Here is a 25705-nt window from a genome sequence, read left to right as displayed (position 1 = left end):
GACATCAACTATGGTTGTCCTGTTAAGCAAGTAGCGTGTAAAGGAGCAGGTGCTGGTATTCTCTTAGATCTTCCTAAAATGCAGGCGATGGCTGCAGAAATCGTTAAACAAGTCTCCATTCCTGTTACGGTCAAAACGCGATTAGGATGGGACCATCAATCGATTAAAATTTTAGAAGTAGTGCAACGTCTTCAAGATGTTGGCGTACAGGCTGTAACCATTCATGGCAGGACCCGACAACAAATGTATAAAGGCTTAGCAGACTGGAGCTATATTGGAGCCGTAAAAGCAGATCCGACCATTCATATTCCTATTTTTGGAAACGGGGATATTGACAGTCCTACTAAAGCGGTTGCTTATAAAGATAAATATGGGGTAGATGGTATTATGATTGGGCGTGCCAGCATTGGCTATCCTTGGATTTTTAGAGAAATCAAACATTATCATGCAACAGGTAACCTCCTCCCTCCTCCCACCCTAGTAGAACGGATTGAAACTGTAAAAAAACATTTGACCCATGCTATAGCGTGGAAGGGAGAGCGAACAGGCATATTAGAAATGAGGCGCCACTATGCCAATTATTTCCGGGGTATGACTGGGATAAAAGCGTATCGGTCTAGCTTAGTAACTGCTAATGATTATAGGACTATAACTGACCTATTAGATGAAATCATGCAAAAAGGATCTGATGGAGACTAGTTTCTACCGGTGCTGCCATGGCCCCCGGATCCCCTATCGGTTTGGTTTAGCATCGGTACCACGGTCCAACGAATCGATTCATATTTGGCCACCACTAACTGAGCAATTCTATCCCCATCTTGTACAACAAAGGGTTGATCAGCGCAATTCATAAGCAATATTTTTATTTCGCCTCTATAGTCTTCATCAATTGTTCCGGGACTATTTAAGACTGTAATACCATGGTGCAATGCCAAGCCGCTACGTGGCCTTATTTGCGCTTCATAGCCTTGTGGTAAAGCAATAGAAATACCGGTAGAAATCAGCTTCCTTTGTCCAGGAGCCAATGTAATGGGAAGATCAATAAAAGCACGCAAATCCATTCCGCTAGCCCCTAATGTAGCATAAGCAGGCAATGGATGGTGTGAGTGGTTAACAATTTGAACTTGCATACAATACCATTTATTTAAAATTTTACTTTTTACAGCAACTGTACAGAATAGGTTTTATACCTATTTTACAATAGATTCAAAGTGGCTTGCAAAGGTAAGTAGCTTGGCTTCTTCAAAATAATTACCAATCACTTGGATACCAATGGGCAAATCTTTTTGATCTACTCCATTTGGTAAAGAAATAGCTGGTAGGCCAGCTACTGATGCCAATACCGTATAGAGATCGCTCCAATACATGGATAAAGGATCACTGACAAAGCTATTTACCTTAAAAGCAGTAGTGGTAGTAGTAGGCAGTATGATAAAATCATACTGGCTCAAGATGTCTTGCATGGCTTTTTTAATCATGTTACGTACTTTTAGTGCTTTAATGTAGTGTGTTTCACATTGCGATGCACTGAGCACAAATGATCCGAGCATAATGCGCTTTTTTACCTCCTTAGCAAAACCCTTTGTTCTAGTTTTAATATAGACCTCTTCCAATGTTGTAGCATCACTACTTCGGTAGCCGTAACGAATACCATCAAAACGAGCAAGGTTCGTACTTGCTTCTGCATTGACCAATATATAATAGGTTGGCAGGGCATATTTGAGCAATTCAAAATGGACATTGTCTATTTGGTGTCCCGCTTTTTTCAACAGTTCTAGCCCATGTAATGTATGATCTTTAATTTCTGGTTGTAACCCTCCATGGCTAAGTGTTTCTTCTAAACAGGCTACTTTATAACGGGCTGAATGATGCAATCCATTAGTATAACAGGGCACTTCTTTAGCCGATGCCGTACTATCAAATGCGTCAGGTCCAGCTATTACCTCCAGCACACTTGCACAATCTTCTACTGTATGGGCTAAAATACCAGCTGTATCAAAGGAAGAAGCATAGGCAACTAGACCATGTCTAGAAATTCTACCATAAGAAGGTTTCAGACCTACAAGGCCACAAAATGCAGCAGGTTGTCTAACCGACCCACCTGTATCCGTTCCAATCGAAACATGGCACATTTTTGCCTTTACCGCTGCTGCAGAGCCACCTGAAGAACCACCGGCAACTCTTGTTTGATCTAAAGGATTTAGTACGGTACCAAAATAACCATTTTCTGAAGAAGAGCCCATACCAAATTCATCACAATTTTGATGGCCGATAATCAATGCGTCAGCTGCCAAAAGCCGCTCTGTAACGGTTGCATGAAATGGCGCAATATAATTGGTCAAAATTTTACTACCAGCCTGCAATGGATGATCTTTGTAAGCAATCATATCTTTTAATCCTACCACCATCCCTGCCAAAGGACCTCCTTTATTTTGTTCTATTTTTTGATTAACTAAAACAGCATTTTCTCTGATCTCCTGATCATAAACATTTACAAAGGCATTTAAGTTTTTTTGTGTTTCAATATGCTGCAAGAGCTGATCAACTACTTCGATAGTAGTAACTTTTTTTGATGCAAATAGCAACTGAAGTAGGCTAAAAGAATAGGCAAAATGGGGCATAGAAAGACAAAATTATAAAAATAAAAATTAAGGTTTTTGAAAATGAATCTGTTCTTTAAGACCTTTGCAGTCCGTGAGTGCTATTTCTACCGAACCTACTGCTAGATTAACTTTTAATTTTAGAGGAACTTTGTTGACATCGTCTGAAATATATGCTTCTACTGGGCGCTCTCCAGAAAATATACTATCCTCAACAGGCACCAAGGGTGCAAACACCAATGCGGATGTTTTGCCCAACTTAGTTTCAATCTTTTTTCTTCCAAGAAATAGAACCTCAACATCTTTATAGATTTGTTGATCATACAAAACACTGACCATAAGCTTATCACCTGGTTTTAGTTTTGTGGAATCGATAGAACGCAACGCATAATAGCCACTGATTAAGTCTTTGATGTTTTGAACACTAGAGAGGGGATGATAGGTAACTTCAGATTCCATATTGTGGCTACTTTCAGCCACTTCTACCCTAGCTTGATTGGATGCGTAATCAAAATCAATTTGCTCTTGTCTTACATAGCCATTTTCTTGCAGATGGGTGACACATCTATGTGGCCGCAATAGATTGGAGAGATCAGCCTCTAAATAACTTTCCCATGTATCCAACAACTTATAACCTAAAACAGCCAATGCAGGATTAGAGACACCCTTTACTTGAATCTTATAGCAAAGGTGTCCATTTAGGTTATGCAACTGCTCATCTACATACATAGTAGCGGTACCCGCAGGGATAAAACTGTAAGAAACTTGATACTCTAATCGTTCGCCTAGGAGAAAAGGGGGGGCCACTGTACCAGCAGCTTTAGCATGTAAACCAATTAAAAAAGTACTGGCTAGGCAACAGAAAAAAAACTTCTTTACATATCGTATTACCACCATATCCATCAAAATATTAGGCTAATTAGAAAAATAACTTGTTGGTTAAATGTATAATTTTACAACAAAAAAAGCAGTTGACCAAACAAAATAGCAAACAGGTTAACAGGGAATCAAGCTATTCATAAAAATAAAAAGCTAGCAGTAGGAAAAAAAGAGATAAAAAACTATCTTGGCCAAGTCCTCAATGGGCGCTATACTATAGGTTAATATAGTCAATCCTTTCAAACAGCTATAATGTATTTTAAAAAAATGAATTTAAGAAAATATCCTAGTCATACGCTTGCACTGCTTCTTTTCTATGGATCTACCTGTAACAATCAATACATGAGTCAAGAAGAAGAAGGGTACTATACGCAGAACCACTTTAAGCTAAGTAAAATAGAATCATTCGAAAAAACAATTTCTATGCCAGCATCACCTGATGAGATTAGTGATTTTAGAAAAGATTTAGAAGATAGAACGGAGAAATGGTGCACAACTGATGCAGAAGAAAAACCAGATGCGCTTTGGAACACATTTTTTAAGGAAGAGATAGAAGAAAAAATAATAAAAAAGCTACAACAAGACCACAAAATGAATACTACCCTTCTGGAAAGCTACTATGATTGTCTTGGAAAACTGTTCAAAGCGCCTACAAAAGAAAATGAAAAAGCGTTAAGCAATGCAATGAAAAAGCTACAAGCTAATACTACGCTAATGCAAGCATTTAAAACTTGTATAGCAGAAAAATATGATAACCCAGAAACCATTAAGCTTACTAAGACCATACTAGCATACCAAGAGTGTCTATATTTTATACGCAATAAGCCAGAAAAGAATTACATGCTGCATAATAAGCTAAAAAAGCTTAAATGTTATCTGCTAAAATGGAAAAAAGACGGGCATAAAACGGGTCAAGAACTATGGGAATCGATTAAGCAAGACAAAAAGACCAATAAGCTACTAAATGAGGTTAAGTCATATACCTATCAAAAAAACAAAAAAGCTATTGCAAAAAGCTTAGAGCTGCTTGATCAATTGGCAAATGATCCCTATAGTTTAAGCTATAAAGATTTACTAGAAACATTACCTGATGGTATTAAAAAATTAAATGATATTTTATACCAACTAGAATTAAAAAACACAGATGACATCAAATTACTAAGCACCTATCTTAAAATTATAGATAATTTTTACACCAATATACATAACCTATATTAACAGATTTATCTATAGTGTGTTATTGGTATATTTTTTGCGCATTGTAAGGGTTGCATGGTATGTCAGCAGGTGACATTTCAATCTATACAAATATTTCCCATTGCCATCTGCTTTATTCTTTAGTCACCTGCTTTCAAAACAGTATAAAGCTCCCATCCATCCATGGATAAAATTTATGATTTATTAAAAAAACATTGGGGCTATGCTTCGTTTAGACCCTTCCAAGAAGCAGTCATTAAAGGTATTTTAGATGGCAAAGACCTATTGGTTTTTTTACCTACTGGAAGTGGAAAATCGCTTTGTTTTCAATTACCAGCCTTGTGCAAAAAAGGCTTAACCTTAGTGGTTACGCCACTTATTGCGCTTATGAAAGACCAAGTAACACAACTTGCGCAAAAAGGTATTCATGCAGAAGCTATTTTTTCAGGCATGTCTAGTTTAGAAATAGAACGCAGGCTAGATAATTGTGTATATGGTACGGTTAAATTACTGTATGTATCCCCAGAACGCTTGCAGACTGACCTCTTTAAACTGCGTGCGGCTACTATGGCTATTACCACTTTAGTAGTAGATGAGGCCCACTGTATTTCACAATGGGGATATGATTTTAGACCCTCTTATTTAGAAATTGCCCACTTTAAGGAAACGATTCCAAAGGTCAATACAGTAGCCTTTACAGCTACTGCCACTAAAAGGGTTAAACAGGATATTCAAGATTGTTTGCAACTAAACGATCCACTTCTTTTTGCTCAAGCTTTTCATAGGCCCAATCTGGTCTACTGGGTACGCAAAACAGATCAAAAAGAAATACAACTGCTCAAGGCCTTACAAAAAAATACTGGACCAGCTATTATTTATGTAAATACACGTAAAAAAACAGAAACCATTGCTACTTTTTTGCAAAAAAATGGTATTACGAGCGCATTTTACCATGCTGGTTTAACGACGGCTGATCGAGCTACAAAACAAGCTTTATGGAGCGAAAATAAAGTACGAACCATAGTGGCTACAGCTGCTTTTGGTATGGGAATTGATAAAGCAGACGTTTCCTTAGTAATGCATTTAGATCTACCTGCTTCCTTAGAAGCTTATTGCCAAGAAGCAGGAAGAGCAGGTCGAAATAACGCTACAGCCTACGCTATTCTTTGGTATGATGAACAAGATATTGCACATTTAAAACAAAAGTGGAAGGAAAGTTACCCTACTATTGATCAGGTTAGAAAAGTTTACCAACATCTGGTTAATTACTATAAAATCGCAGTAGGCTCTCATGCTTTCGTTACCTACGATTTTGATTTAGAAGATTTTAAACAAACAACTGGTCTATACGCAAAAGAAGCCTACTATGGCATCAAAGCATTAGAGTCAGAGGGTTTTATACAACTTAATGAAGCCTATTACCAACCTTCTAGGATCTGTTTTTTGCTATCTAGGGAAACATTGTATGCGTTTCAACTGCGTCATCCAGTTTATGACTTATGCATCAAAGCGCTTTTAAGGCTCTACGGTGGTACACTTTTTACACCATATTGTAAAATTATTGAAAAAAAAATAGCGCAGCTTATCCAGGTTACGGAATACAAAGTAGCAGATCAATTACATGCCTTGCATCGACTTAAAGTTCTAGAATATCTTCCACAAACAGCCAGTCCACAAATTACTTTCTTAACACCACGTTACCTTGCTGCTGAATTACCATTGCCTATTCATAAAATTGAGCAAAAAAACAAAATAGCTTATCAACAAATAGAAGCTGTTATACAATATGTTACCAACGATCGATGGTGCCGCTTGGCTACATTATTAGATTATTTTGATGAAGCCGAAACAACTTGCAACCAATGCGATATTTGTAAAAAAAAGAGCACCGAAGCTATAAACCATACAGTGATGCTAGAAGGCCGCCATTACGTTATAGATGCCATTAGAAATGGTAAACAGGACCTTAAAAAGATAATAGAAACAGTTGATTATAATAAAGAAAAAGAACTTTTATATATTATAAGAGCAATGCTAGATGCAAAAGAAATATATTATCAAAAGCCTGGCCAACTACAAATCAATGAACCTTCAAAGCCGCTACATGGATAAGCTTCATTCTATCTGTTGCGTATATGATCGAATTGGCCTATTTTTTTGAAAAGCAGATAAAATCCATCCCCCTCCTATTACATCTTCTTCTTCATAAAAAACAGCAGCTTGGCCTGGTGTAACGGCATGTACACCGGTACCAAAAAATACATGCATCTGATCACCTACCTGCTCAATCACAGCAGGGGTGCCAGGATCATTGTACCGAACTTTAGTAAAGGTATCCAACTTCTTACCTTTCACATCTATATATTTAGATAAATTGAGTTGGTGTACATACATACCATCTCGAAGCAACTGATCAAAGGTACCCAACACTATTTGATTCGTCTCCTTGTGTATAGCTGTTACATATACTGGATAGCCTAAAGCAATGTTTAATCCTTTCCGCTGACCAATGGTATAAAAAGGATATCCTTCATGGTGACCGACCACGGTACCATCTTCCAATATAAATGTACCACCTTTAACGCGTTCTTCTAATCCAGGAAGCTGTCGTTTTAAGAATCCACGATAATCATTATCGGGAATAAAGCATATTTCGTATGATTCAGACTTATGAACCAAGTCGGTAAAACCACGTTCAGCAGCAAATGCGCGAATAAAAGATTTTGTATATCCACCCAATGGAAGTAAAGTCCTACTTAGACTTTCTTGCGAAACACCCCATAGGGCATATGATTGGTCTTTCTTAGCATCTAATCCCTTAGAAATAATATAACGACCTCCCGATGCGCGCACTTTTGCATAATGACCGGTTGCCAAGTAATCACAATTTAACTTATTGGCACGCTGCAAAAGGGCGTCCCATTTAATATGGGTATTGCACAATACGCATGGATTGGGGGTTCTACCAGCCAAATATTCAGCTTTAAAATGGTCAATTACATAGCTACCAAATGCCTCTCTTATATCTAAAACAATATGAGGGAATCCCAATTCAACCGCTACATTCCTGGCATCATTTATGGCGTCTAAACTACAACAGCCGGTCTCTTTTTTTTTACCACCACTAGTTGCATAATTCCATGTTTTCATGGTAATGCCTACTACCTCGTATCCTTGCTCATGCAACATTACAGCCGCTACAGAACTGTCTATGCCACCACTCATAGCCACTAATACACGCCCTTTTTTACTCATTTAATCTAGGTAAACTTTACATTCATTAAAAAAATTATATAATTTGGAGCATCCACACGCTACACTATTTAGTGGATTCAAAAGAAGCAATAGAGCATGACCCATAGCCATGTATATATGGCTTATAAAAATAGAAAAGTATAAAACCGCACATACAAGCATAGGAAAAAAAAGCTCGTTTTAGATATAAAAGAGGATATTATGGACCAACGGCAATGCGCTTGAATGCCGTAACGGTTAAAGATGGTGCAACGGTTTGAAGGTATTCCGCAACGGTCAATTTAGCATTTTTCACAAATGGCTGCTGCAACAGTGTATTTTCTTGAAAAAACTTATGTAACCTGCCTTGTGTTATTTTTTCTGCTTTATGATCTTTATGCCCTTCATTTATAACTTGTTCATGGATAATAGCTGATTCCTTTGCTAGTATAGCCGGGTCAACTTGATTTTTATCAAGCGCTACGGGTGCCATGGCAGCTATTTGCATGGCTACATCTCTACCTGCAGTGCGCACTTGTTCACCTTGTGCACCTTTTAATCCCACCAAAACTGCTAAACGATTTCCAGTATGGATATAGGGAACGGTTGTTTCAGCTGTCAAGGTTTCATAACTAGAAATAGTAATTTTCTCACCAATAGTACCAGTAGATGCCACAACAGCTTCTTGGACCGTTTGGTTGCCCAATGGTAAAGCTTGTAAGGCTTTCATAGAGATAGGCTTGTGTGCTATTGCAGCTTCTAAAATAGATTTACCCAACTGCAAAAACAATTCATTTTTAGCTACAAAATCTGTTTCACAGTTCAGTACCAATAAAAACGACATTTTATGATCCAAACTTGCAGCAGCAAAAACAGCCCCTTCACTTGTATGATGTGTAGCACGATCTGCAAATATTTTTTGACCTTTTTTTCTAAGAAAATCAATTGCTTGTGCAAAATCACCTTTTGCTTCTATCAGGGCTTTTTTACAATCCATCATTCCTGCACCTGTTTTTTGCCTTAGTGCAGCTACATCCTGTGCGGTAACGACCATATATGTTATAAAATATTCAAATGAGGTAATAGTTATTTTTACTTGTCGGGTTGATCTTTAAGGGATTCAGTAGATTTTACTTCTCTTTTGTCAACTGACTGATCTTTAAGGGGGGCAGTAGGTCTTGCTTCTTTTTTGTTCACTGACTGGTCTTTAAGGGAAGCAGTAGCCTGTATTACTTTCCCTTTAGCTGCAGGAGTAGAAAACTTAGACCGGGGAGAACCTTTTTTCTTGATTACCACACCTTGTACTACTTTTATACCTCTTTCAGAAACTACTTTATTAGCTGAATGACCAATTGCTTCTTCTTGTTGAGAGATGGTTTCTGCTTTTTCTTTTTTATAGGATTCTACGCCTTCTTTAATTGCACCAGCAAGATAACGCACGACTATATCGACAGAACGGCATGCATCATCATTACCAGGAATAGGGAAATCAACTATATCTGGATTTGTATTGGTATCTACAAGCGCAAAAACTGGAATACCTAATTTTCTAGCTTCCCTAACAGCAATATGTTCTTCCTTGATATCAATTACAAACAATGCAGAGGGCAACCTAGTAACATTGACCAAGCCCTGCAATATTCTACTAAGCTTTTCTTGCTCTCGCGCAATAACCAATCTTTCTTTTTTGGCCAAGCTTTTGTAGGCCAATGTATGCATATTTTTCTCTATGGTAAGCATACGCCTCAATAACCTTCTCGTATTTAGAAAATTAGTCAGCGTGCCACCAAGCCATCGTTCTGTAACATAGGGCATACCTAAATCTTTTGCAGTTTGCTCTACAAAAGATTTAATTTGCTTTTTAGTAGCGACAAAGAGAATTTTTTTCCCAGCTTGCGCCATTGCATTTAGTTGCAAAGAAGCTTTCTGCATACAGTCTATCGTCTTATTTAGGTCGATAATATGTATGCCATTTTGTTTCATAAAAATAAAGGGGGCCATCTTAGGGTGCCATTTTCTAGTCAAATGACCAAAATGAACACCGGCATCAAGTAGTGCTTTAAATTCTAATTCCATCATTATGGGTAATAACAAATAATAACTGTAGGGTTAACGTTTGGTAAACTGGAATCTCTTTCTAGACTTTTTATGACCATATTTCTTACGCTCTACGACCCTAGCATCCCTAGTTAGAAAACCTTCTTTCTTTAGTATAGGCCTATTGCTTTCTAAGTCTAATTTGCAAAGCGCCCTAGCAATACCCAAGCGAATGGCTTCAGCTTGGCCACGCATCCCCCCACCGGTAACATTAATTTTTAAATTATACTGGCCTATTATATCTAACTTTTCGAAAGGTTGATGAACCATTAAGCTAATTTCTTCTACTGGGAAATAATCTTTAAGCGACTTATGATTAATGGTAATAGCACCTGTCCCTTTAACAAGATACACCCTGGCTACGGCGGTCTTTCTTCGACCTACTGCATTGACTGTTTCCATCCGTTAATGATTAATATTTTAGAGTAATCGCAGTTGGTTGCTGAGCCGCATAGGGATGAATAGATGATACACAAACATGTAAATTATGCAGCAACTTTCTTCCTAATCTATTTTTAGGCAACATTCCTTTTACCGCATGTTCTATTATACGCTTGGGATTGGAAGCTTGAACTTCTTGAGGCGTAGCATGCTTTAATCCACCGGGATAGCCTGAATAAGTGGTATAGCTTTTTTTTATCCACTTATTACCTGATAAGGCTACTTTTTCGGCATTTAAAACAATTACATGATCGCCCCCATCTACATGGGGGGTAAAGCTAGGCTTATGTTTACCACGAATAAGGTAAGCAACCTGACTAGCCAATCTACCTAACGGCTGAGAGGAGGCATCAACAACAACCCATTGTTTATTGACACCCTGCTTGTTTGCATATTTTGTCTTATAACTAATATAATCCACGCTTTTTAAAGAAAAAGTTGAACCAACAAAAAAATTTGAGGACGGTAAGAAAAATAACTAATAGGTTCAAATATACTTTTTTATTGTGTAAAACACAAATAGAAGGCGATTGAACCAACACATGATAACGCTTTTATTAAAAAGGGGAGTGCATTACCGCACAACCACCTCTATAAAGGAATCCAAAGATAAGTATTTTTGTGCTAAGTTTCTAACTTCTAACGGGGTTATATTGCGTACATGATGGTAAAATGTAGTATAATAATCTTGATCTAAGCCATAGAGATAGGCTCCTTGAAATTTTTCCATGATCGAAAAAGGATCGTTAATCATGGTCAAAAAATGGCCTAATAAGTAATTTTTAACATTTTGCAAAGCTGCTTCGGAAACTTGTTCATCCTGCAATATTGCAATCTCTTTATAAATTTCCTGAATGGTTTCTTCTGTGACCGCTTCGGCTACTTCTGTGGTAATGGCCAAATAGCCAGCGTGTAACAACGCAACCATACTGGAGTGAATGGAATACGTATAGCCTTTGTCTTCCCGAATATTTTGTACCAACCGAGCCCCAAAATACCCACCTAAAAGGGTATTAACCACCATCATTGGTAAAAAATCTGCTTCCTTTTTAACCAATAACTTTTTACCAATTACAATAGCAGACTGAAGATGTTGTCCATCTACTACATGGACTTTTTCAGGAAGATGATGAGATGGGACGGAGGCTACTTCTAAACTTTTTTGATAGGGTAAATAGGATAGGGACTGTTTAATAGATGCTAAGGCTGATGGCGTAACTTGTCCACTGACAAAAGCAGTACAATCCGAAAAAAAGAGCTCTTTATAATGGTGGTGTAAATCTGTCCGTTGAATTTGATCTACATCTTGTAAGGTTAGCTGTCTACCATAGGGATGTGCTGCTGTGAAGAGCGCCGTACAAAATCGCTTATAGGCTACTTGATGGTTCTTTTTATCCGCTATTTGAATGGCTTGTACTTTAAGATGCTTTAACCGTTGAAGTGATTTTTCAGGGAAACTAGGGGTTAATAGCATCTCTACCAATAAGTCTAGCAGGGGATTAAGATGCTTAAGAAGTGTGGAAAGCGAGAGGATACAAAAATCTTTCTGTACACGCGTACCAATGGTTGCACCATAATAGTCAATGATATGGGCAATCTCTTGGCTGCTTTTCGTTGTGGTTCCCTCTAACAACATGGCAGTTGTAAAATAGGCAGCACCGGGTTTTAATGCATAGCAACTACCAGATTTAAAAATCAGCTCTAACTCTACAATGGGTTGAGTGCCCATGTTTAAGACATAGAGGGGAACTTTATTTTGAAGTAAATGGCTTTCTGGCCATGGAAAACAGATAGGATCAATTTCTTTAAACGGTGGTGGAATGGTTCTATCGAGCATAAAAAATAGACTTAAAATTTATTACATTCAGAATGGGCAATGTCCATAAAGGGTAGTTCTTTTCTACGCCACTTATTGGACTACAAACAAAAGTACAAAATGAATGCGATGAAGTGATATAAGCTTATACTTTCTATACTATGCAAGCATTTATAGCCGGATTATTAGATTTACTTTTTCCTCCCATATGTGTAGGATGCAATGATAGACTGGTACAGGGAGAAACTTTGATCTGTACGGTTTGTTTTAACGGATTTCCAGAAACAGATTCCCATAAATTAATAGACAATGTTATTACCCATCATTTTATAGGTAAAGCCTCGATAACCTATGGATTTACACTCTATAGACTAAGAAAGAAAAGTCATCTCGAGCAGGCACTCTTTGCAATGAAGTATAAAAACCAACCAAAAATTGGCTATATATTAGGACAACACTATGGTAATATCTTAGATGAAACGCCTATGATCAATAGTATCAATGCTATTGTAGCCGTTCCATTACATCCCAAAAGATTTAAGGAACGAGGCTACAACCAAAGTGATTTTTTTGCCAAAGGGCTGTCTGATGGATTACACATACCTTTATATGAAGGATGTATAGAACGAACACGCTATACGCTATCCCAAACAACCAAAAACAAAAGTGAACGGATCATCAATCTTCAAGGTGCGTTTAAAGCAAAGCAACCGGATCTACTCATAGACAAACATATTCTATTGGTAGATGACATTCTCACTACAGGAGCTACATTAGCCTCTTGCACGCATACACTTTTAGCAGCAGGTGCCGAACAAGTAAGTATTGCAACCATAGCAATAGTAGAATCCTAACTAGCGATAAAAACGGGATAGTGGACTGCAAAATTAGAACAAACCTTTATAAATTTTGGTTCCTATTTTTTTATTTTCTAGCTTGCATTTTTTAAATGAGCAAGTATAGACCTACATCGGTTTTTGATAATTAGTCAGACCTGAAGCATTATTTTTGTACAAAAATATCTAATTAATAAGCCTTTCTAATATTTCATAGCCTATTAAAGCAATTGCTCTACTGCACGATATTCTGGAGCAAAGCTTATAATAAATTCTGATTTAGCCCTTTGCATCCATTTGTCAAACACTGCTTTTTTTTTCTGTTCAAGTAAGTGATCATGGATCTGTTCATAATCCTGAATAAGATTGATGGGATGTGCTTCTACCTTTTGCTTGAGATAGTATAACCGCCACGCTGATCTACCTGATGTATCAATATACTTCTGAGGTTGGCTAACTTCCCCTACACTAAGGTGCTCAATTACAAAATAGACGTCTGGATGCAAAGACTTAAAAGGAATGCGTATGCCTGTTAATGGCTCACCTTGTTGGTTATGCGTAATCAAATTTGCCTGAACGGCTATTTTCTTGTCTTCTGCATATTGTTGTACAGCTGCTTCAAATTTTAATGTACCTGAAACTATTTGTGCTCTAATTTTATTTAATTCAATCTCAGCTAATTTAACTTCTTGCTCGGTTGGCTTAACTGCTTTAGGATAGACAACGAGCTCATATACCTCACCAGAAGTAGGATAGTAAGGAAGATTATCTGGAGGCAATGCATTAAAATAAGCTTTTACTTCTGCTGGTGTAGCCACTACATCATCGGTAAGATGGCGAGAGGCTACCATAATCAAATATTGTTCCTTTAATTGCTTTTTTAGCCATTTCCTAAAATGGTAGATAGATTTAGATTTACCCATAACCTGCAGAAGCTTTTCTTCAGAGCCAAACTGCTGTATCAAACTGGCTATTCTAGCATTACATTCTCCTTCAAGGTATGCTTCGGGAATTTTCCGATCGTCTGATATAGCTTTTGATAAAAGCATTTTTCCTACAACCAGCTCCCGTAATAGCTTTATTTTTTTAGATTCATCTACTACTTCTATTTCTGGATAGTATTCCTTACATATTGTTTCTAAATCAGAATACAAAATTATCTCTTGATTTACAGTAGCAATTATTTTATCCAACAACAATTTATCGCTTGCACTAGTAATAGGTAATCCAACACAAATACTTATGGCAAGGGAGCATACTACAATTTTAGTTAATCTGAATAACACAGGTATTATTTTTTTTAGCATCTTCTAGGAGTTTACATTTAATTTTATTTATCAGATCTAATTTCCTTTTGTGTAATATAATGGCCCTAATGCGATCTTCAACTGCTTCTAACGGCGCAATGTCTTGTGCTAGTTTATACTGATCTATTTTTAAAAAATAGGTATGCTTTCGGCCAGCCACATGAATAAATTTATTGGTTTTTAACAATCTAGTTGCATCTCCAACTGGACGATAGCCAGTTTTAGCCAAGACTGCTTCCCAAGGCAACCATTTATTTGTTTCTAAGATAGCGGTATGGCCATAAGATTTGCAATAAGCTTGCAATTTTGCTTGATCTGCTGCTTTATTTGATAATATGAGTGATCTTACAGCATTAATAGAAGCAGCTTTTGAGGGAAGCACTAAAAAAAGACCTTTTACGATATCATGAGGCAGCATAAAGTCACGTTGTTTGTATTTTTGATAGTAATCTGCCACTTCTTCTAATGATACATATGGATTCCATTCAGGTTGAATAAGTATTTCTAAAAAATGGTAAGCCAATAGGTCATTTTTATAGTCATTTAACTTCACATCTATAGAAGGCTGCATAGATGCGTAATCTGCTTGCGCAATAAGGAGCTGCTTACATGCCCATTCTTCTACATATTTTTTGATAAAAAAATCTCCATCTGCCACATCAGTATGCAAAAGATCAATGGATGCAAGATCCGATGGATACAAATATTGCTTACCCACACAAGCAACAAAAGAATCTTTTGGGGAACTTTTTGTGTTTTTTTCAGCACTACAACTGCGCAGTATCCAATAAACCAGGATCAACAGTAAGCCATAAGCAAAAAATCTAATCAGATACGATAGCCTCAAAATGAATCTATAAAAAATGATAGTAACCTAGGTTACAGACTAATCACAACCATTAAAGCTGTATAGCCCCCCCTCTTTACTGACTACATAGAACAGACAAGAAGGGGGCTTCTGCTTATTTTTTCTTGACTGTTTTAGCCGAACGGGTAGATGGCTGAGCAGGCGTTTGTGCCTTCGGACCTACTACAGGTGGCTCCATCTCTTTAGGCGCCATTGCTTTAAGTTGTTCCAATACAAGCCCAGAAAGATCAAGTGCAGGCTGCGCAAAAAGTACTATAGGACCTGCCTCTGTATCTTTAGCCAATACAAAAGCATAACTCTGTTCTTTTGCAATTTTATCAATGACCTGTTTTATTTTGTGATGGATAGGTTGTATAACTGCCTTATATTTTTTTTCTATTTCAGCAGGCATTTGCTGCTCAAGAGCACGAAAACTTTGGTGCAATGCATTGAGCTCTGCCTGTTTCTGTTTTTGCTGAACTTCCGTAAACGTATCTACCTGCTTTTGGTAATCGGAAATCTTTCTTTCTAACTCGCTCCCTTTCAACTGAATCTGATTTTTCAATTGCTCCTGGAAAGTTTGAAATTCTTCACCATTTTTTATAGCCTCTGGTAGTTGGCCGAATATATAAGCCACATCTACATACCCAATCTTTAAACCAGATGGTACGACTTTGGATTGGTCACCCTCTTTAGGTGGATTTGCCTTTACGCTGGTATACATGGAGGCCATTAGTACCCATGCAAATAAAAATCTATAATTCATCACAGTATAATTTTAAGGTTTAATGATATCCATACAAAAGAAATATTACATATTCCCTACTTCTACACACTACTACCAACTAGGTGGCAGTAGTTCTATTTATTCAAGTAAAATACTTTTGGTTGGTAAATTTAACTAAAAAAATAGACTTTTAAATATTTTTGGCCATTAGCTATACGACATACCCTTATTATTGATTAAAGATATAGATCGTTTCTGGATCTGCTTTCAACTAAATGGCACTATTGTGTCCCTTTACGTGCGCTACTTAGCAGCTTTTCTCCTTTGGCAATGGCTTGTTCAATATTCCCGACTAAGTTAAAAGCCATTTCTGGTAGATGGTCTACGGCTCCATCAATAATCATATTAAATCCTTTAATGGTATCTTCTATAGGTACACGTTCTCCTTGGATCCCTGTAAATCGCTCTGCTACATGAAAAGGCTGAGATAAAAATCGTTCTACTTTTCTAGCACGGTAAACCGTGCATATATCTTCTTCTGAAAGCTCGTCCATACCTAAAATGGCTATAATATCTTGTAGTTCTTTATAACGTTGGAGCGTTCTTTTTACTTTTTGAGCCGTATCGTAATGCAAATCGCCTAATACTTCAGGGTTTAATGCCCTAGAAGAAGAGGCCAAAGGATCTACAGCCGGATAAATACCCAGTGCTGCTATTCTTCTGGAAAGGACCGTAGTGGTATCCAGATGGGTGAAAGTAGTAGCAGGAGCAGGATCTGTTAAATCATCAGCTGGAACATAGACTGCTTGAACAGATGTAATAGAGCCATGCTTAACAGAAGTAATGCGCTCTTGCATGGCACCCATTTCTGTGGCCAAGGTAGGTTGATACCCTACAGCAGAAGGTATACGCCCTAGTAATGCAGAAATTTCTGCACCGGCTTGTGTGAAACGAAAAATATTGTCAATAAAAAAGAGAATATCTTTCCCTGCCTCACCATGATCACGAAAATACTCTGCAATAGAAAGTCCAGTCAGTGCTACGCGGGCCCTTGCACCGGGAGATTCATTCATCTGTCCAAATACCAGTGCAGCCTGAGATGTTTTCAATGCTTCATGATCTACCTTACTTAAATCCCAATCGCCTTGTGCCATGGCTTCCGTAAATGCTTTTCCATAATTGATCACACCTGCTTCAATCATTTCCCGTAAAAGATCATTGCCTTCACGGGTTCGTTCACCTACACCAGCAAATACGGAAAGTCCATTATAAGATTTAGCAATGTTGTCAATCAGCTCCATAATCAAAACTGTTTTACCTACACCTGCACCACCAAACAACCCAATCTTACCCCCCTTCACATAAGGTGCAAGCAAATCAATTACCTTGATACCGGTATAGAGCATTTCTGTTGTGGAAGAAAGTTGGTCAAAAGGTGGGACTGGTCTATGAATCGGCAATTTTTGATCGGTTACGGGTTGCGACATACCATCTATAGCGTTTCCTATAACATTAAAAAGACGGCCACGTACCCCATTCCCTACGGGTACTTGAATAGGAGCTCCTGTATCCATTACCTCTAGCCCTCGCGTTAATCCTTCTGTTTCTTGCATAGCAATGGCGCGTACACAATGCTCACCCAAGTGTTGTTGACATTCTAGGACAACTAATTTTCCAGAAAGGGTTTTAACATACAATGCATTTAATATGCTAGGCAACTGAGCTTCTTCACTAAAGCGGACGTCTATTACAGGACCTATGATTTGAATAACTTTTCCAGTATGGGACATTGCTTTTTAATCAAAATTTAAAGATATAATGCAAGCATCTTTTGCCTATTGGGTTTACTAGATCTTCAAAAAGATCTTACAAAAAAATTAAATACCTGCAGGTTTATGCACAAACTTGGAAAGAACACGAATAGTTCTAAGCAACAGAGCCATATATAATAATATTACAAACTGGAAGTAAAGTTATAAACAGATGTCTAATGCTTGAAACTATTTTACATGGTGTATAATTATTTTGTATATAGCCATGCAGGATCTACATCGTTTCCTAAATTTATAAAAAAGGATTGAATTTGCTACTGTAATGCAAAGGGATGTATCTGGCGCATTTGGTCTGTTGCTACTTTATTTTTATTTTTCGACTGATGTAACCACGTTTCAACTAATATGACTATAAAGTGCTTCGTATCGATTCTTTTAAGTGGCCTCATAGGGTATATGGAATCAAAAGCTGCCTCTTCATCTAACTGGAAACAATTAAAAAAGGGAATCTATGACGAGAATCTTGCTCCATACAGAATAGAATACCTTAAAAGCCCTAAAGCAATAAAAAAAGAGCCTGCTCTTCCATTGATATGTCCATTGGACCAAACCAGTTGTTTGATGCAGCGTTTGACAGAGCGAAAGCTAGCTTATGCGCAACTTAATTGGTTAAAGGGTTATACCATACAGCTCTATACAGGTAGTAGTAGAATAGCAGCGTTAAAGGCACAAGAATCAGTGGCTACTTTTGCTTACCCTCCTAAGCTTCACTACAGACAACCCCATTATACCGTTCAGTTAGGCTTTTTTGGCGATAGGTTAGAGGCCTATTTTGTCTATCTTACTTTAGTAAAAAAAATCCCTTCTGCAATAATCCGACCGTCTATGCTTCCCAACGAGGCCTATCTAGCCAGTATCCCCCACCTTAAACTATAGAAACTATGGTTGTATCGCGTCTGTCTAAAAAAATATAGTGGACTGAAAAAAACCAGCTTTGTTTCCCAGTGGTATTTTTTCATTAATTTAAAATGAATAGATCAAATGGGAAGAAATAAGATTAGAAAGTTTAGTTCATCAGAAAAGAGTAAAATAGTGTTAGCTTTACTTAAAGAAGAATTGACGTTCAATTATCTTCAAAGTATGGAGTAAGTGGTAAAACGATTCAAAATTGGCATCATAAATTTTTAGAGAATTGGCATAGCAAAGCGATACTTAGCTAGGATAGTGATAGCAAAACGTGATTTATTCTTTCATTGGCAATTAGGACATGTTTTCACGGTTTAGATAATGGGAGCCGTATGAGCTGAGAGGTTCATGTACGGTTCTGCGAGAGGCTAAGGCTGAAATGCCTTGGCCTACTCACCTGATCAAAGAATTATTTGATAATCTGATGGAAAAAGGAATAGAACTGATTACACAAATCAGAAAAAACATAAAAAACGCTTTTATGCCTCTATGGGATAAATTAATGCTAAGAAAGCGATCCATCATTGAAACCACTATCGATCAGCTTAAAAATATTAGCCAGATAGAACATTCCAGACATAGAAGTATACCTAATTTTATTGTCAATTTAATAGCTGGTATTACAGCTTATGCACTAAAAGAGAAAAAACCGGCTATAGCTAATATATATACAACTGGTTTACAATAACTATAATCCAGAATTGAGGTTAAGAAGATTTACTCGGAATAATTCGTAACATCCAACTTACAAAGCACTGACCTAATTAGTCGGTCCTGAAATACTGTATAATTATTTGTTAATCAGCAAATAAATGGTTAAATTTGTATTGGTTAATAACCAGTTTTAGAGTTGTTTTGTATAAAAAGCTTGCAAAATAAGGATGAAATCTAAGAAAATAAATAATAGCCTTGAGCGTTTGTTTGAGCAACGCTTATCTAGTTTTCTTAACCCGAAACATCCTTTATTCCAGTTATCTGATTCGATTCCTTGGCACTCCTTAGCATCAGATTTAGACCGCGGTTTTAGCTATGGACCTGGTCAACCTCCTTTGCCTATTCGTTTAATTATAGGTCTTCTCATTATCAGTCATATGTATAATATTTCTGATGAACAAGTAGTGGTTAGATGGGTAGAAAACCCTTATTGGCAATACTTTTGTGGATATGATTATTTTCAGTTTAAGGTGCCTTGTAACCCCAGTTCATTGACCCGTTGGCGCCATAGATTAGGTCAAGAAGGTCTCAATAAAATCTTATCTATGACTATAGACTTATCGCTAAAAAAAAAAGTAGTGACCCGAAAAGAACTTGAAAAAGTTATAGCTGATACTACTGTAATGGAGAAAAATATCCGTTACCCAACTGACTCTTCTTTGCTTAATAAAGCCAGAGAAAAACTGGTCAGTATAGCCAAGAAAACAGGTATTAAACTGCGTCAAACTTATCAGCGGTTAGGTCTATCTATTAAACGTAAAGTTGATAGGTATGCTCATGCCAAACAGTATAAACGTTTATCCAAGGGCGTTAAAACATTAAAAACCTATCTTGGTCGGGTAATAAGAGATGTAGAACGTTCTATAGCATCCTGTGATGATCTAATACGCAACCAATTTACGCGCCTACTATCTATAAGTAAAAAACTTATAAATCAATCAAAAAATAGTAAAGATAAAGTTTATAGTATCCATGAACCCTCGGTCTACTGTGTGAGTAAAGGTAAGTCTAGAAATCCTTATGAGTATGGTTGTAAAGTACAATTTACATTGACCCATAAAAAAGGTTTAATTGTTTCTACAGAAGCGATACATCCTAATGCTTATGATGGCCATACTTTAGAGAAGAGTTTATTACAAGCCGAGCAATTATCTGGTACCAAGGTAAAATATGCTTTCGTAGATAAAGCCTATAGAGGTCATAATATTCCTGTTAATGAATGTGATATATTTATAAGTGGTTCTAAAAGGGGTATAACCCCTGCTCTAAAAAAAGCTATAAAAAGAAGATCTTCTATTGAACCGCATATCGGTCATATGAAAGCCGATGGTAAATTATCCGTTAACTATTTGAAAGGTATTTTAGGAGATAAACTTAACGTTATTTTATGTGCTATTGCTCATAACCTACGACTGATTACAAGAAAATTATTCTTAATACCCTCACAGTCAAATAAATTAAAACCTATATAATTAAAATTCTTAATCCAAAACCAGTTATACCTATATCTTGGGTAAGAAAAATAGAGCGCCTGATAAACCATATATATTATAAAGAAATATCCATTCAATAAATTTATTCAAAAATAATATTTCAGGGCCGACTAGATAGTCTGCATAGAAAAGAACCTTGAGCATAGCTGCAACTTCTTGAATTTCACTTAGCTGAGTATACAAACCCTTAACTGTTGTTTCAAATTCCTTAATGGGTGTTTTGGATCTTGATTTTGAAATTAAAAAATTTATATGTGCGTCTTTATCCAAAGGATAATAAGCAACCATTGCTTTTTTTAAATCATCCTTTTGTCCTTCATTTAAGCTACTAATACATTCTGCCTCTTCTTTATTTATAAATCTAGCCTCGATTGAATGGAGCAATCCATAGGTATCATATTTGTTATTTATAATAGCTGTCTTAAGAGCTGATTGATTTTTACTATTTAAATAGAGACGAGAGGGATGTTGCTTAACATATTCTTCAACATCACTAATTTGACCCCTTGCAATGCATTTATGAAAATCATCTCTGTTTTTAACAAAGGATTTTAGATTTTTTTCATCTGATTCAGTATCAGAAAGTCTTTCTTCTTCAAAGTCAACAGGAAAACCTGAATCTGCTTTCAATAGTGATAAGACTATGTTGTAATAATTATTTTCCCACGCTAAATCTATTACTTTTTTACCGTTCTTGTTTTCATCGTTTACATCAACACCACATCGAAGTAAAAAATTCACTACCTCCTGCTGACCACACTGAGCAGCCAGTGCCAACAAACTATTGTTTTCTATATTAACTGGCTGCAATAACATATGCTGTTCAGGGGTCAAGGTAACATTACCCTCCGGTAACGATGATGGAAAACCAAGTAAATCAGCTATAATAGCTAGATTTGGATGTTGCACTGCAGTCTCTAACGCAGATTGATTTGAAGGGCTTATAAATTTTGAGCAAGTTGTATTTTCCCCAAGCTCGTTTAGGCTGGTCAAACAGCTATTTACTTTTTCCAAATTTCCTTGTCTAATAGCTTTATGTAAGGACTCTCTACCGTTTACAATGTTTTTTAACATCTTAAAGCTTTCAGACTCATCCGTTAGATCGTTTAATGCAAAATTTTCAGGAAATCGTGAACCGAATTTTAACAACTCCAGCATACCGTCATACCATCCATTCTCCCAAGCTAAATCTATAGCGGTTTGGTGAAAAATTTCAAAACTTGTAGATCTACAATTTACATCAACTCCAGACTGGAGCCAGGAGTGTAAATCTTCTATATTTTTCTCAACGATTGCTTGAAAAAATTTTTTACAATTTTCTCTATTTACTAATCTATCTAATGCCATATTTTTATAGTGAACGAATTGATTCAAATAAATTTTATTAACTTTTATATTTTCCCTATGTACTAGTTTATATTTTTTATATATTTAACAGAGGGTCCCTTATCGGTTTTTTGATCGTTAAGGTTACCATAAAATATTTGATGGTTATACACAACAATGTAGCAATCCACCCATTCTTTTAGTGGTGCACTATGCTTAAAATCATTCATTAAAGTAATATTATATTTTATCTGCTAATTTTGCGCTACAAGGTTAGACATACTCCTGCCTACTTCATGGATAGGCATTTTATGGAATGGATTGGTTTAATAATGTGGTGTGATGATGTATTGTATATCGACTACCTTGATCATTAAATATCTGGTACAGGATATTGATCGACTAGACGAGAAAGGGGGTAGTAACAGAAGGAAATAGCTTTGTTCTTTTTCATATATTTCCCAAAATCATACATATAATCTGTAAATAGTGCTTTGTTTTTTTAATCGGCCCATATAATGCGCAACGCATTCAATATTGGATACGTGAACCATTGGGTGGCTTGTATAGCCCAAAAAGATCCTTAATAAGGAGACGATTATATTGTAATTATTACATCTTAGCAAGGCGTTCATAATGGTAAAACTGCCATTAAACATAATGCTTTGCGCGATGCACACGATTTCCTTGGTTTAAATTAGAAGCTAATGGATATGGTCTGTAAGGTCAAATCGTGACTTCTAGTGTTGGTATTACAAACTATTGGCCCTTCTATGCATATCTTCAGCGCATATACTATTTTGGGAAGACATAAGGTATATAGTATCTTCATTACCTTTGGCTTTAGATGGCAAATACCGAACAAGTGCATCTTGGGTTGACATACTTGACATGGATTGCGCCAATGTTTGTTGTATAGCACTAGTACCTACATAGCTACTGCCTCCAGTATCAAACATTTGCTCAAGGCTTATTGATAGATTTGATCCATAGATAGCTTTATCTAAAACCTTTTTTTGAGAAAGTATACCTTTATCAAGGGCCTCACCCACAGTTAATCCTGGTTCAAGTAAGTCATAACCTTTACCTTGAGGTGCGATATACAAAGTAGCTGCTCGATTGTTTCGCTCTCTGAACCTATCTAGGTAATGATCCAATTCTTTGTGATAATCATAACTATGTTTGCCACTTTGTTCAGATAATCTATAGAAACAAGCTTTGTATTCTGGGGCTTTTACCTCTTTTTTGACCTCTTTTTTAAAAAATTTTTTTAGATTAAGCATGTTGAGATTTGTTTTTATTTATGTTAGCTGGTAAAAATTTTGAAAATAATTGCATTACGTTTATTGACTGAAATAGGAAATAGTGCAATGGTTTTTCAAAACTACAATCAAATGTACGAATTTTTTAGATCCTATCGCATTTATTTTTAATGTCTGATTCGTAAAGATAATGACTCTAAATAGTCAACTCTAAAATAATATATAATAATTTCTTAATTAGCATAAAAAAACCAAATTTATATAAAAAATCCTGCAGCACTAAGCATCCAATCTAATAAAAATAAATAACATTACAAGACCGTTTCTATAGATGATTACTATGATTTGTATTAAGTTTTTAGTTTTATTTTTTTAGTTTTTAGGTTAAAGATGCACAAATTTCATTATTTATTGATTATTAATTTAATTTTCTATTTTAGATAGACCGTCCCCTCTAAACAGCTTTTAATATGATATTTGGACCCTATATAATTATAGGCTATAGCTTCGATAACATGTTGCGTATGGGTTTCATCCAGTCCTAGATATAGATCGTGACCTACGGAACCAATTTTTAACACTACCAAAGAGACGTTCTACTTTATATCGTGTCTTAGATACTAATTTATTGAAACGTTTAGCAGTAGGTGATAACAGATGATTTTTAGTAGCTATTTTTTTGAATAGCTGATTTTAAGTTTTTTTCTTTAATAAAGCCTCGTTAGGCAACTCGCTATAGCCTTTATCTCCATAGAGCCTGCTGCCTGCTTTTAGAAATACTTTATCCAATAATATAGGTAAATGGGCACCATCCTGACTAGATGCTTTTGTAGTACTGACTAACAGCACTAAACAACTTCTAATCTTATTGCTTCCCATTTGATTGATTCATATGATATTAATGAAAACATACCATAGAGAAACAAATCTACTTTTTTCAGTCCTAATTTTTCAGTCCTAATTTTTCAGTCGACTATATGGAGAAAAAAGAAAAGAAAAGAAAAAATTTCCTAACTTTTAGGCTTACTATATTGTTGGAACTAAAAGAACTCTATATTATTTTGACAATTATGCCTAACCCTAAAATATGAATACGAATATGAATATAGAATATAATAGCCCTACGTCTTCAAATGAATCTATAACAATCGATTATAGCCATCCTTCTCCGAATTGTAATCAGCGTATATCAACTTTAGTGATGCATTATACCGCATTAGATTTGGAAGAGTCCTTAAGCGTCTTAACAGATGCATCACAGTCTAGACGTGTTAGTGCCCATTACTTAGTTCCAAAAACAGCTCTAGATGGCCAAAGGAAAGTTTTTAATTTAGTACCTGATCACAAACGATCTTGGCATGCAGGTGTTAGTGAATGGAGAAAACGTACTAATCTAAATGATACTGCTATAGGTATAGAAATAGTAAACTTAGGTTATAAAGACGAAAACGGTAAACGTATTTGGGAACCGTTTCCTGATTATCAAATAGAAACTATTATATTGTTGGCCAAACAAATTGTGAAAGACTATACTATTAACCCTACTAATGTAGTAGGTCATGCTGATATAGCTCCTGGAAGAAAGCAAGACCCAGGCCCTTTGTTTCCTTGGAAAAAACTTTATGAAAATGGTGTAGGTGCTTTTTATGATGCATCGGAACTTGATTTAACACAACAAACTAATATAGATATCGAACAACTTCAAAAGGACTTAAACACTTATGGTTACTTCATTAACATTACGGGTACATTAGATAATGATACACGCAATGCATTAACATCATTTCAAATGCACTTTAGACCTAGTAACTATTCAGGTGAACCTGATATAGAAACAGTTGCAATTCTTAAAAATTTAATCAAGAAGTATTACAATCTTTAATGAATTAGCTCTGAAATAATATATAATTATTTGTTAATCAATATAAAAATAATTTATAATGGTTTAGAGTTAATCTTAGAATTTATACAATTCTATAGATACACATAACCACTACAAGGCCCTTGCAATAGAAAACCACAAATAATATTTTAGCCATTATTGCATATACTTTCAGTAAAATGCTGGATTTTTATGTCTTGTATAGGATACAAAAAAACAATTATATAGCTATTTTCTTATTTTTAGTAAATTATAGTTTTCTATTGCAACGGTCTCACTACTATGAACTTATATATAAATTGCTTAGTA

21 protein-coding genes and 3 pseudogenes are annotated in these 25705 nt (G+C 36.1%); 8 read left to right on the top strand and 16 right to left on the bottom strand.

Annotation, left to right across the window (positions count from 1 at the left end; genetic code table 11):
• Positions 1–699 (top strand): tRNA dihydrouridine synthase (locus ACRRVB_RS01915; protein WP_432466299.1); only part of this gene is annotated, 699 nt, incomplete at its 5' end.
• On the opposite strand, the gene dut is transcribed toward ACRRVB_RS01915, so the two are convergent.
• Genes dut through ACRRVB_RS01900 form a run of 3 tightly spaced genes read right to left on the bottom strand, consistent with a single transcriptional unit; the run spans position 696 to position 3497 of the window.
• The gene (gene dut, locus ACRRVB_RS01910) at positions 696–1130 is read right to left on the bottom strand and encodes a dUTP diphosphatase (RefSeq protein ID WP_432466298.1); all 435 of its coding nucleotides are present in this window, start codon (positions 1128–1130) and stop codon (positions 696–698) included. The two genes, ACRRVB_RS01915 and dut, sit on opposite strands and share 4 nt — an antisense overlap.
• A 60-nt stretch (positions 1131–1190) precedes the next feature.
• Positions 1191–2621, bottom strand: a complete 1431-nt coding sequence (gatA, locus tag ACRRVB_RS01905; protein WP_432466297.1) for an Asp-tRNA(Asn)/Glu-tRNA(Gln) amidotransferase subunit GatA — start codon at positions 2619–2621, stop codon at positions 1191–1193.
• 27 nt (positions 2622–2648) lie between these two features.
• Positions 2649–3497, bottom strand: coding sequence for a DUF3108 domain-containing protein (locus ACRRVB_RS01900; RefSeq protein WP_432466296.1), 849 nt, complete (start codon positions 3495–3497; stop codon positions 2649–2651).
• Between the two features lie 249 nt (positions 3498–3746).
• On the opposite strand from ACRRVB_RS01900, the gene ACRRVB_RS01895 reads away from it, so the two are divergent.
• Positions 3747–4697, top strand: a complete 951-nt coding sequence (locus ACRRVB_RS01895) for a hypothetical protein (protein WP_432466295.1) — start codon at positions 3747–3749, stop codon at positions 4695–4697.
• A 162-nt stretch (positions 4698–4859) separates the two neighbouring features.
• On the top strand, positions 4860–6788 hold the full coding sequence (locus tag ACRRVB_RS01890; RefSeq protein WP_432466294.1) for a RecQ family ATP-dependent DNA helicase: 1929 nt from the start codon (positions 4860–4862) through the stop codon (positions 6786–6788).
• Between the two features lie 3 nt (positions 6789–6791).
• On the opposite strand, the gene mnmA is transcribed toward ACRRVB_RS01890, so the two are convergent.
• The 6 genes from mnmA to ACRRVB_RS01860 all read right to left on the bottom strand — a co-directional run bounded on the left by mnmA (position 6792) and on the right by ACRRVB_RS01860 (position 12285).
• Complete coding sequence (gene mnmA, locus ACRRVB_RS01885; RefSeq protein ID WP_432466293.1) at positions 6792–7931, bottom strand: tRNA 2-thiouridine(34) synthase MnmA; 1140 nt, start codon at positions 7929–7931, stop codon at positions 6792–6794.
• 199 nt (positions 7932–8130) lie between these two features.
• Complete coding sequence (gene tsf / locus ACRRVB_RS01880; RefSeq protein WP_432466292.1) at positions 8131–8964, bottom strand: translation elongation factor Ts; 834 nt, start codon at positions 8962–8964, stop codon at positions 8131–8133.
• A gap of 38 nt (positions 8965–9002) precedes the next feature.
• A complete protein-coding gene (gene rpsB, locus ACRRVB_RS01875; protein WP_432466291.1) occupies positions 9003–9986 on the bottom strand; it encodes a 30S ribosomal protein S2 in 984 nt (327 codons plus the stop codon).
• 33 nt (positions 9987–10019) lie between these two features.
• Positions 10020–10409, bottom strand: a complete 390-nt coding sequence (gene rpsI / locus ACRRVB_RS01870; RefSeq protein WP_432466290.1) for a 30S ribosomal protein S9 — start codon at positions 10407–10409, stop codon at positions 10020–10022.
• A 10-nt stretch (positions 10410–10419) separates the two neighbouring features.
• The gene (gene rplM / locus ACRRVB_RS01865; RefSeq protein ID WP_432466289.1) at positions 10420–10869 is read right to left on the bottom strand and encodes a 50S ribosomal protein L13; all 450 of its coding nucleotides are present in this window, start codon (positions 10867–10869) and stop codon (positions 10420–10422) included.
• 153 nt (positions 10870–11022) lie between these two features.
• Entirely contained in the window at positions 11023–12285 is a 1263-nt protein-coding gene (locus ACRRVB_RS01860; RefSeq protein ID WP_432466288.1) for a M16 family metallopeptidase, read from the bottom strand.
• A gap of 140 nt (positions 12286–12425) precedes the next feature.
• On the opposite strand from ACRRVB_RS01860, the gene ACRRVB_RS01855 reads away from it, so the two are divergent.
• Complete coding sequence (locus ACRRVB_RS01855) at positions 12426–13118, top strand: ComF family protein (RefSeq protein WP_432466287.1); 693 nt, start codon at positions 12426–12428, stop codon at positions 13116–13118.
• A gap of 203 nt (positions 13119–13321) precedes the next feature.
• Here ACRRVB_RS01855 and ACRRVB_RS01850 read toward each other — a convergent pair whose 3' ends face one another.
• The 4 genes from ACRRVB_RS01850 to atpD form a co-directional block, all read right to left on the bottom strand.
• Complete coding sequence (locus ACRRVB_RS01850; RefSeq protein ID WP_432466286.1) at positions 13322–14386, bottom strand: hypothetical protein; 1065 nt, start codon at positions 14384–14386, stop codon at positions 13322–13324.
• Positions 14367–15110, bottom strand: coding sequence for a hypothetical protein (locus ACRRVB_RS01845; RefSeq protein ID WP_432466285.1), 744 nt, complete (start codon positions 15108–15110; stop codon positions 14367–14369). The genes ACRRVB_RS01850 and ACRRVB_RS01845 overlap by 20 nt, the downstream gene beginning before the upstream one ends.
• Before the next feature lie 259 nt (positions 15111–15369).
• Complete coding sequence (locus ACRRVB_RS01840) at positions 15370–16020, bottom strand: OmpH/Skp family outer membrane protein (protein WP_432466300.1); 651 nt, start codon at positions 16018–16020, stop codon at positions 15370–15372.
• Between the two features lie 242 nt (positions 16021–16262).
• Positions 16263–17771, bottom strand: a complete 1509-nt coding sequence (gene atpD, locus ACRRVB_RS01835) for a F0F1 ATP synthase subunit beta (protein ID WP_432466284.1) — start codon at positions 17769–17771, stop codon at positions 16263–16265.
• A gap of 387 nt (positions 17772–18158) precedes the next feature.
• On the opposite strand from atpD, the gene ACRRVB_RS01830 reads away from it, so the two are divergent.
• The 3 genes and pseudogenes from ACRRVB_RS01830 (at position 18159) to ACRRVB_RS01820 (ending at position 21006) form a co-directional block, all read left to right on the top strand.
• Positions 18159–18689 (top strand): SPOR domain-containing protein, encoded by a 531-nt coding sequence (locus ACRRVB_RS01830; protein ID WP_432466283.1) that lies wholly within the window; start codon positions 18159–18161, stop codon positions 18687–18689.
• Between the two features lie 424 nt (positions 18690–19113).
• Positions 19114–19407: pseudogene (locus tag ACRRVB_RS01825) on the top strand (transposase); the annotation flags it as partial.
• A gap of 193 nt (positions 19408–19600) precedes the next feature.
• A pseudogene (locus ACRRVB_RS01820) lies at positions 19601–21006 on the top strand (IS5 family transposase).
• Here the strand turns inward: ACRRVB_RS01820 and ACRRVB_RS01815 are convergent.
• The 3 genes and pseudogenes from ACRRVB_RS01815 to ACRRVB_RS01805 form a co-directional block, all read right to left on the bottom strand.
• The gene (locus tag ACRRVB_RS01815; protein ID WP_432466282.1) at positions 20936–22273 is read right to left on the bottom strand and encodes an ankyrin repeat domain-containing protein; all 1338 of its coding nucleotides are present in this window, start codon (positions 22271–22273) and stop codon (positions 20936–20938) included. The pseudogene ACRRVB_RS01820 and the gene ACRRVB_RS01815 overlap by 71 nt on opposite strands.
• A gap of 731 nt (positions 22274–23004) precedes the next feature.
• Entirely contained in the window at positions 23005–23535 is a 531-nt protein-coding gene (locus tag ACRRVB_RS01810) for a hypothetical protein (protein ID WP_432466281.1), read from the bottom strand.
• 433 nt (positions 23536–23968) lie between these two features.
• Positions 23969–24366, bottom strand: a pseudogene (locus tag ACRRVB_RS01805) (transposase); the annotation flags it as partial.
• 247 nt (positions 24367–24613) lie between these two features.
• On the opposite strand from ACRRVB_RS01805, the gene ACRRVB_RS01800 reads away from it, so the two are divergent.
• Positions 24614–25396: an N-acetylmuramoyl-L-alanine amidase gene (locus ACRRVB_RS01800; protein ID WP_432466280.1), complete on the top strand. Its 783-nt coding sequence runs from the start codon at positions 24614–24616 to the stop codon at positions 25394–25396.
• Positions 25397–25705 lie beyond the last annotated feature (309 nt).

The organism is Candidatus Cardinium hertigii, from assembly GCF_050864855.1.
Taxonomy (GTDB): domain Bacteria; phylum Bacteroidota; class Bacteroidia; order Cytophagales; family Amoebophilaceae; genus Cardinium; species Cardinium hertigii_C.
This window is presented reverse-complemented; position numbering and strand designations above follow the sequence as displayed.

Bases quoted from the DNA above. Each gene is read 5' to 3' on its own strand.
- dut (WP_432466298.1), bottom strand. From the start codon at position 1,130: ATGCAAGTTCAAATTGTTAACCACTCACACCATCCATTGCCTGCTTAT.
- gatA (WP_432466297.1), bottom strand. From the start codon at position 2,621: ATGCCCCATTTTGCCTATTCTTTTAGCCTACTTCAGTTGCTATTTGCA.
- ACRRVB_RS01900 (WP_432466296.1), bottom strand. From the start codon at position 3,497: ATGGTGGTAATACGATATGTAAAGAAGTTTTTTTTCTGTTGCCTAGCC.
- ACRRVB_RS01895 (WP_432466295.1), top strand. From the start codon at position 3,747: ATGAATTTAAGAAAATATCCTAGTCATACGCTTGCACTGCTTCTTTTC.
- ACRRVB_RS01890 (WP_432466294.1), top strand. From the start codon at position 4,860: ATGGATAAAATTTATGATTTATTAAAAAAACATTGGGGCTATGCTTCG.
- mnmA (WP_432466293.1), bottom strand. From the start codon at position 7,931: ATGAGTAAAAAAGGGCGTGTATTAGTGGCTATGAGTGGTGGCATAGAC.
- tsf (WP_432466292.1), bottom strand. From the start codon at position 8,964: ATGGTCGTTACCGCACAGGATGTAGCTGCACTAAGGCAAAAAACAGGT.
- rpsB (WP_432466291.1), bottom strand. From the start codon at position 9,986: ATGGAATTAGAATTTAAAGCACTACTTGATGCCGGTGTTCATTTTGGT.
- rpsI (WP_432466290.1), bottom strand. From the start codon at position 10,409: ATGGAAACAGTCAATGCAGTAGGTCGAAGAAAGACCGCCGTAGCCAGG.
- ACRRVB_RS01860 (WP_432466288.1), bottom strand. From the start codon at position 12,285: ATGCTCGATAGAACCATTCCACCACCGTTTAAAGAAATTGATCCTATC.
- ACRRVB_RS01855 (WP_432466287.1), top strand. From the start codon at position 12,426: ATGCAAGCATTTATAGCCGGATTATTAGATTTACTTTTTCCTCCCATA.
- ACRRVB_RS01840 (WP_432466300.1), bottom strand. From the start codon at position 16,020: ATGAATTATAGATTTTTATTTGCATGGGTACTAATGGCCTCCATGTAT.
- atpD (WP_432466284.1), bottom strand. From the start codon at position 17,771: ATGTCCCATACTGGAAAAGTTATTCAAATCATAGGTCCTGTAATAGAC.
- ACRRVB_RS01830 (WP_432466283.1), top strand. From the start codon at position 18,159: ATGACTATAAAGTGCTTCGTATCGATTCTTTTAAGTGGCCTCATAGGG.
- ACRRVB_RS01815 (WP_432466282.1), bottom strand. From the start codon at position 22,273: ATGGCATTAGATAGATTAGTAAATAGAGAAAATTGTAAAAAATTTTTT.
- ACRRVB_RS01810 (WP_432466281.1), bottom strand. From the start codon at position 23,535: ATGCTTAATCTAAAAAAATTTTTTAAAAAAGAGGTCAAAAAAGAGGTA.
- ACRRVB_RS01800 (WP_432466280.1), top strand. From the start codon at position 24,614: ATGAATATAGAATATAATAGCCCTACGTCTTCAAATGAATCTATAACA.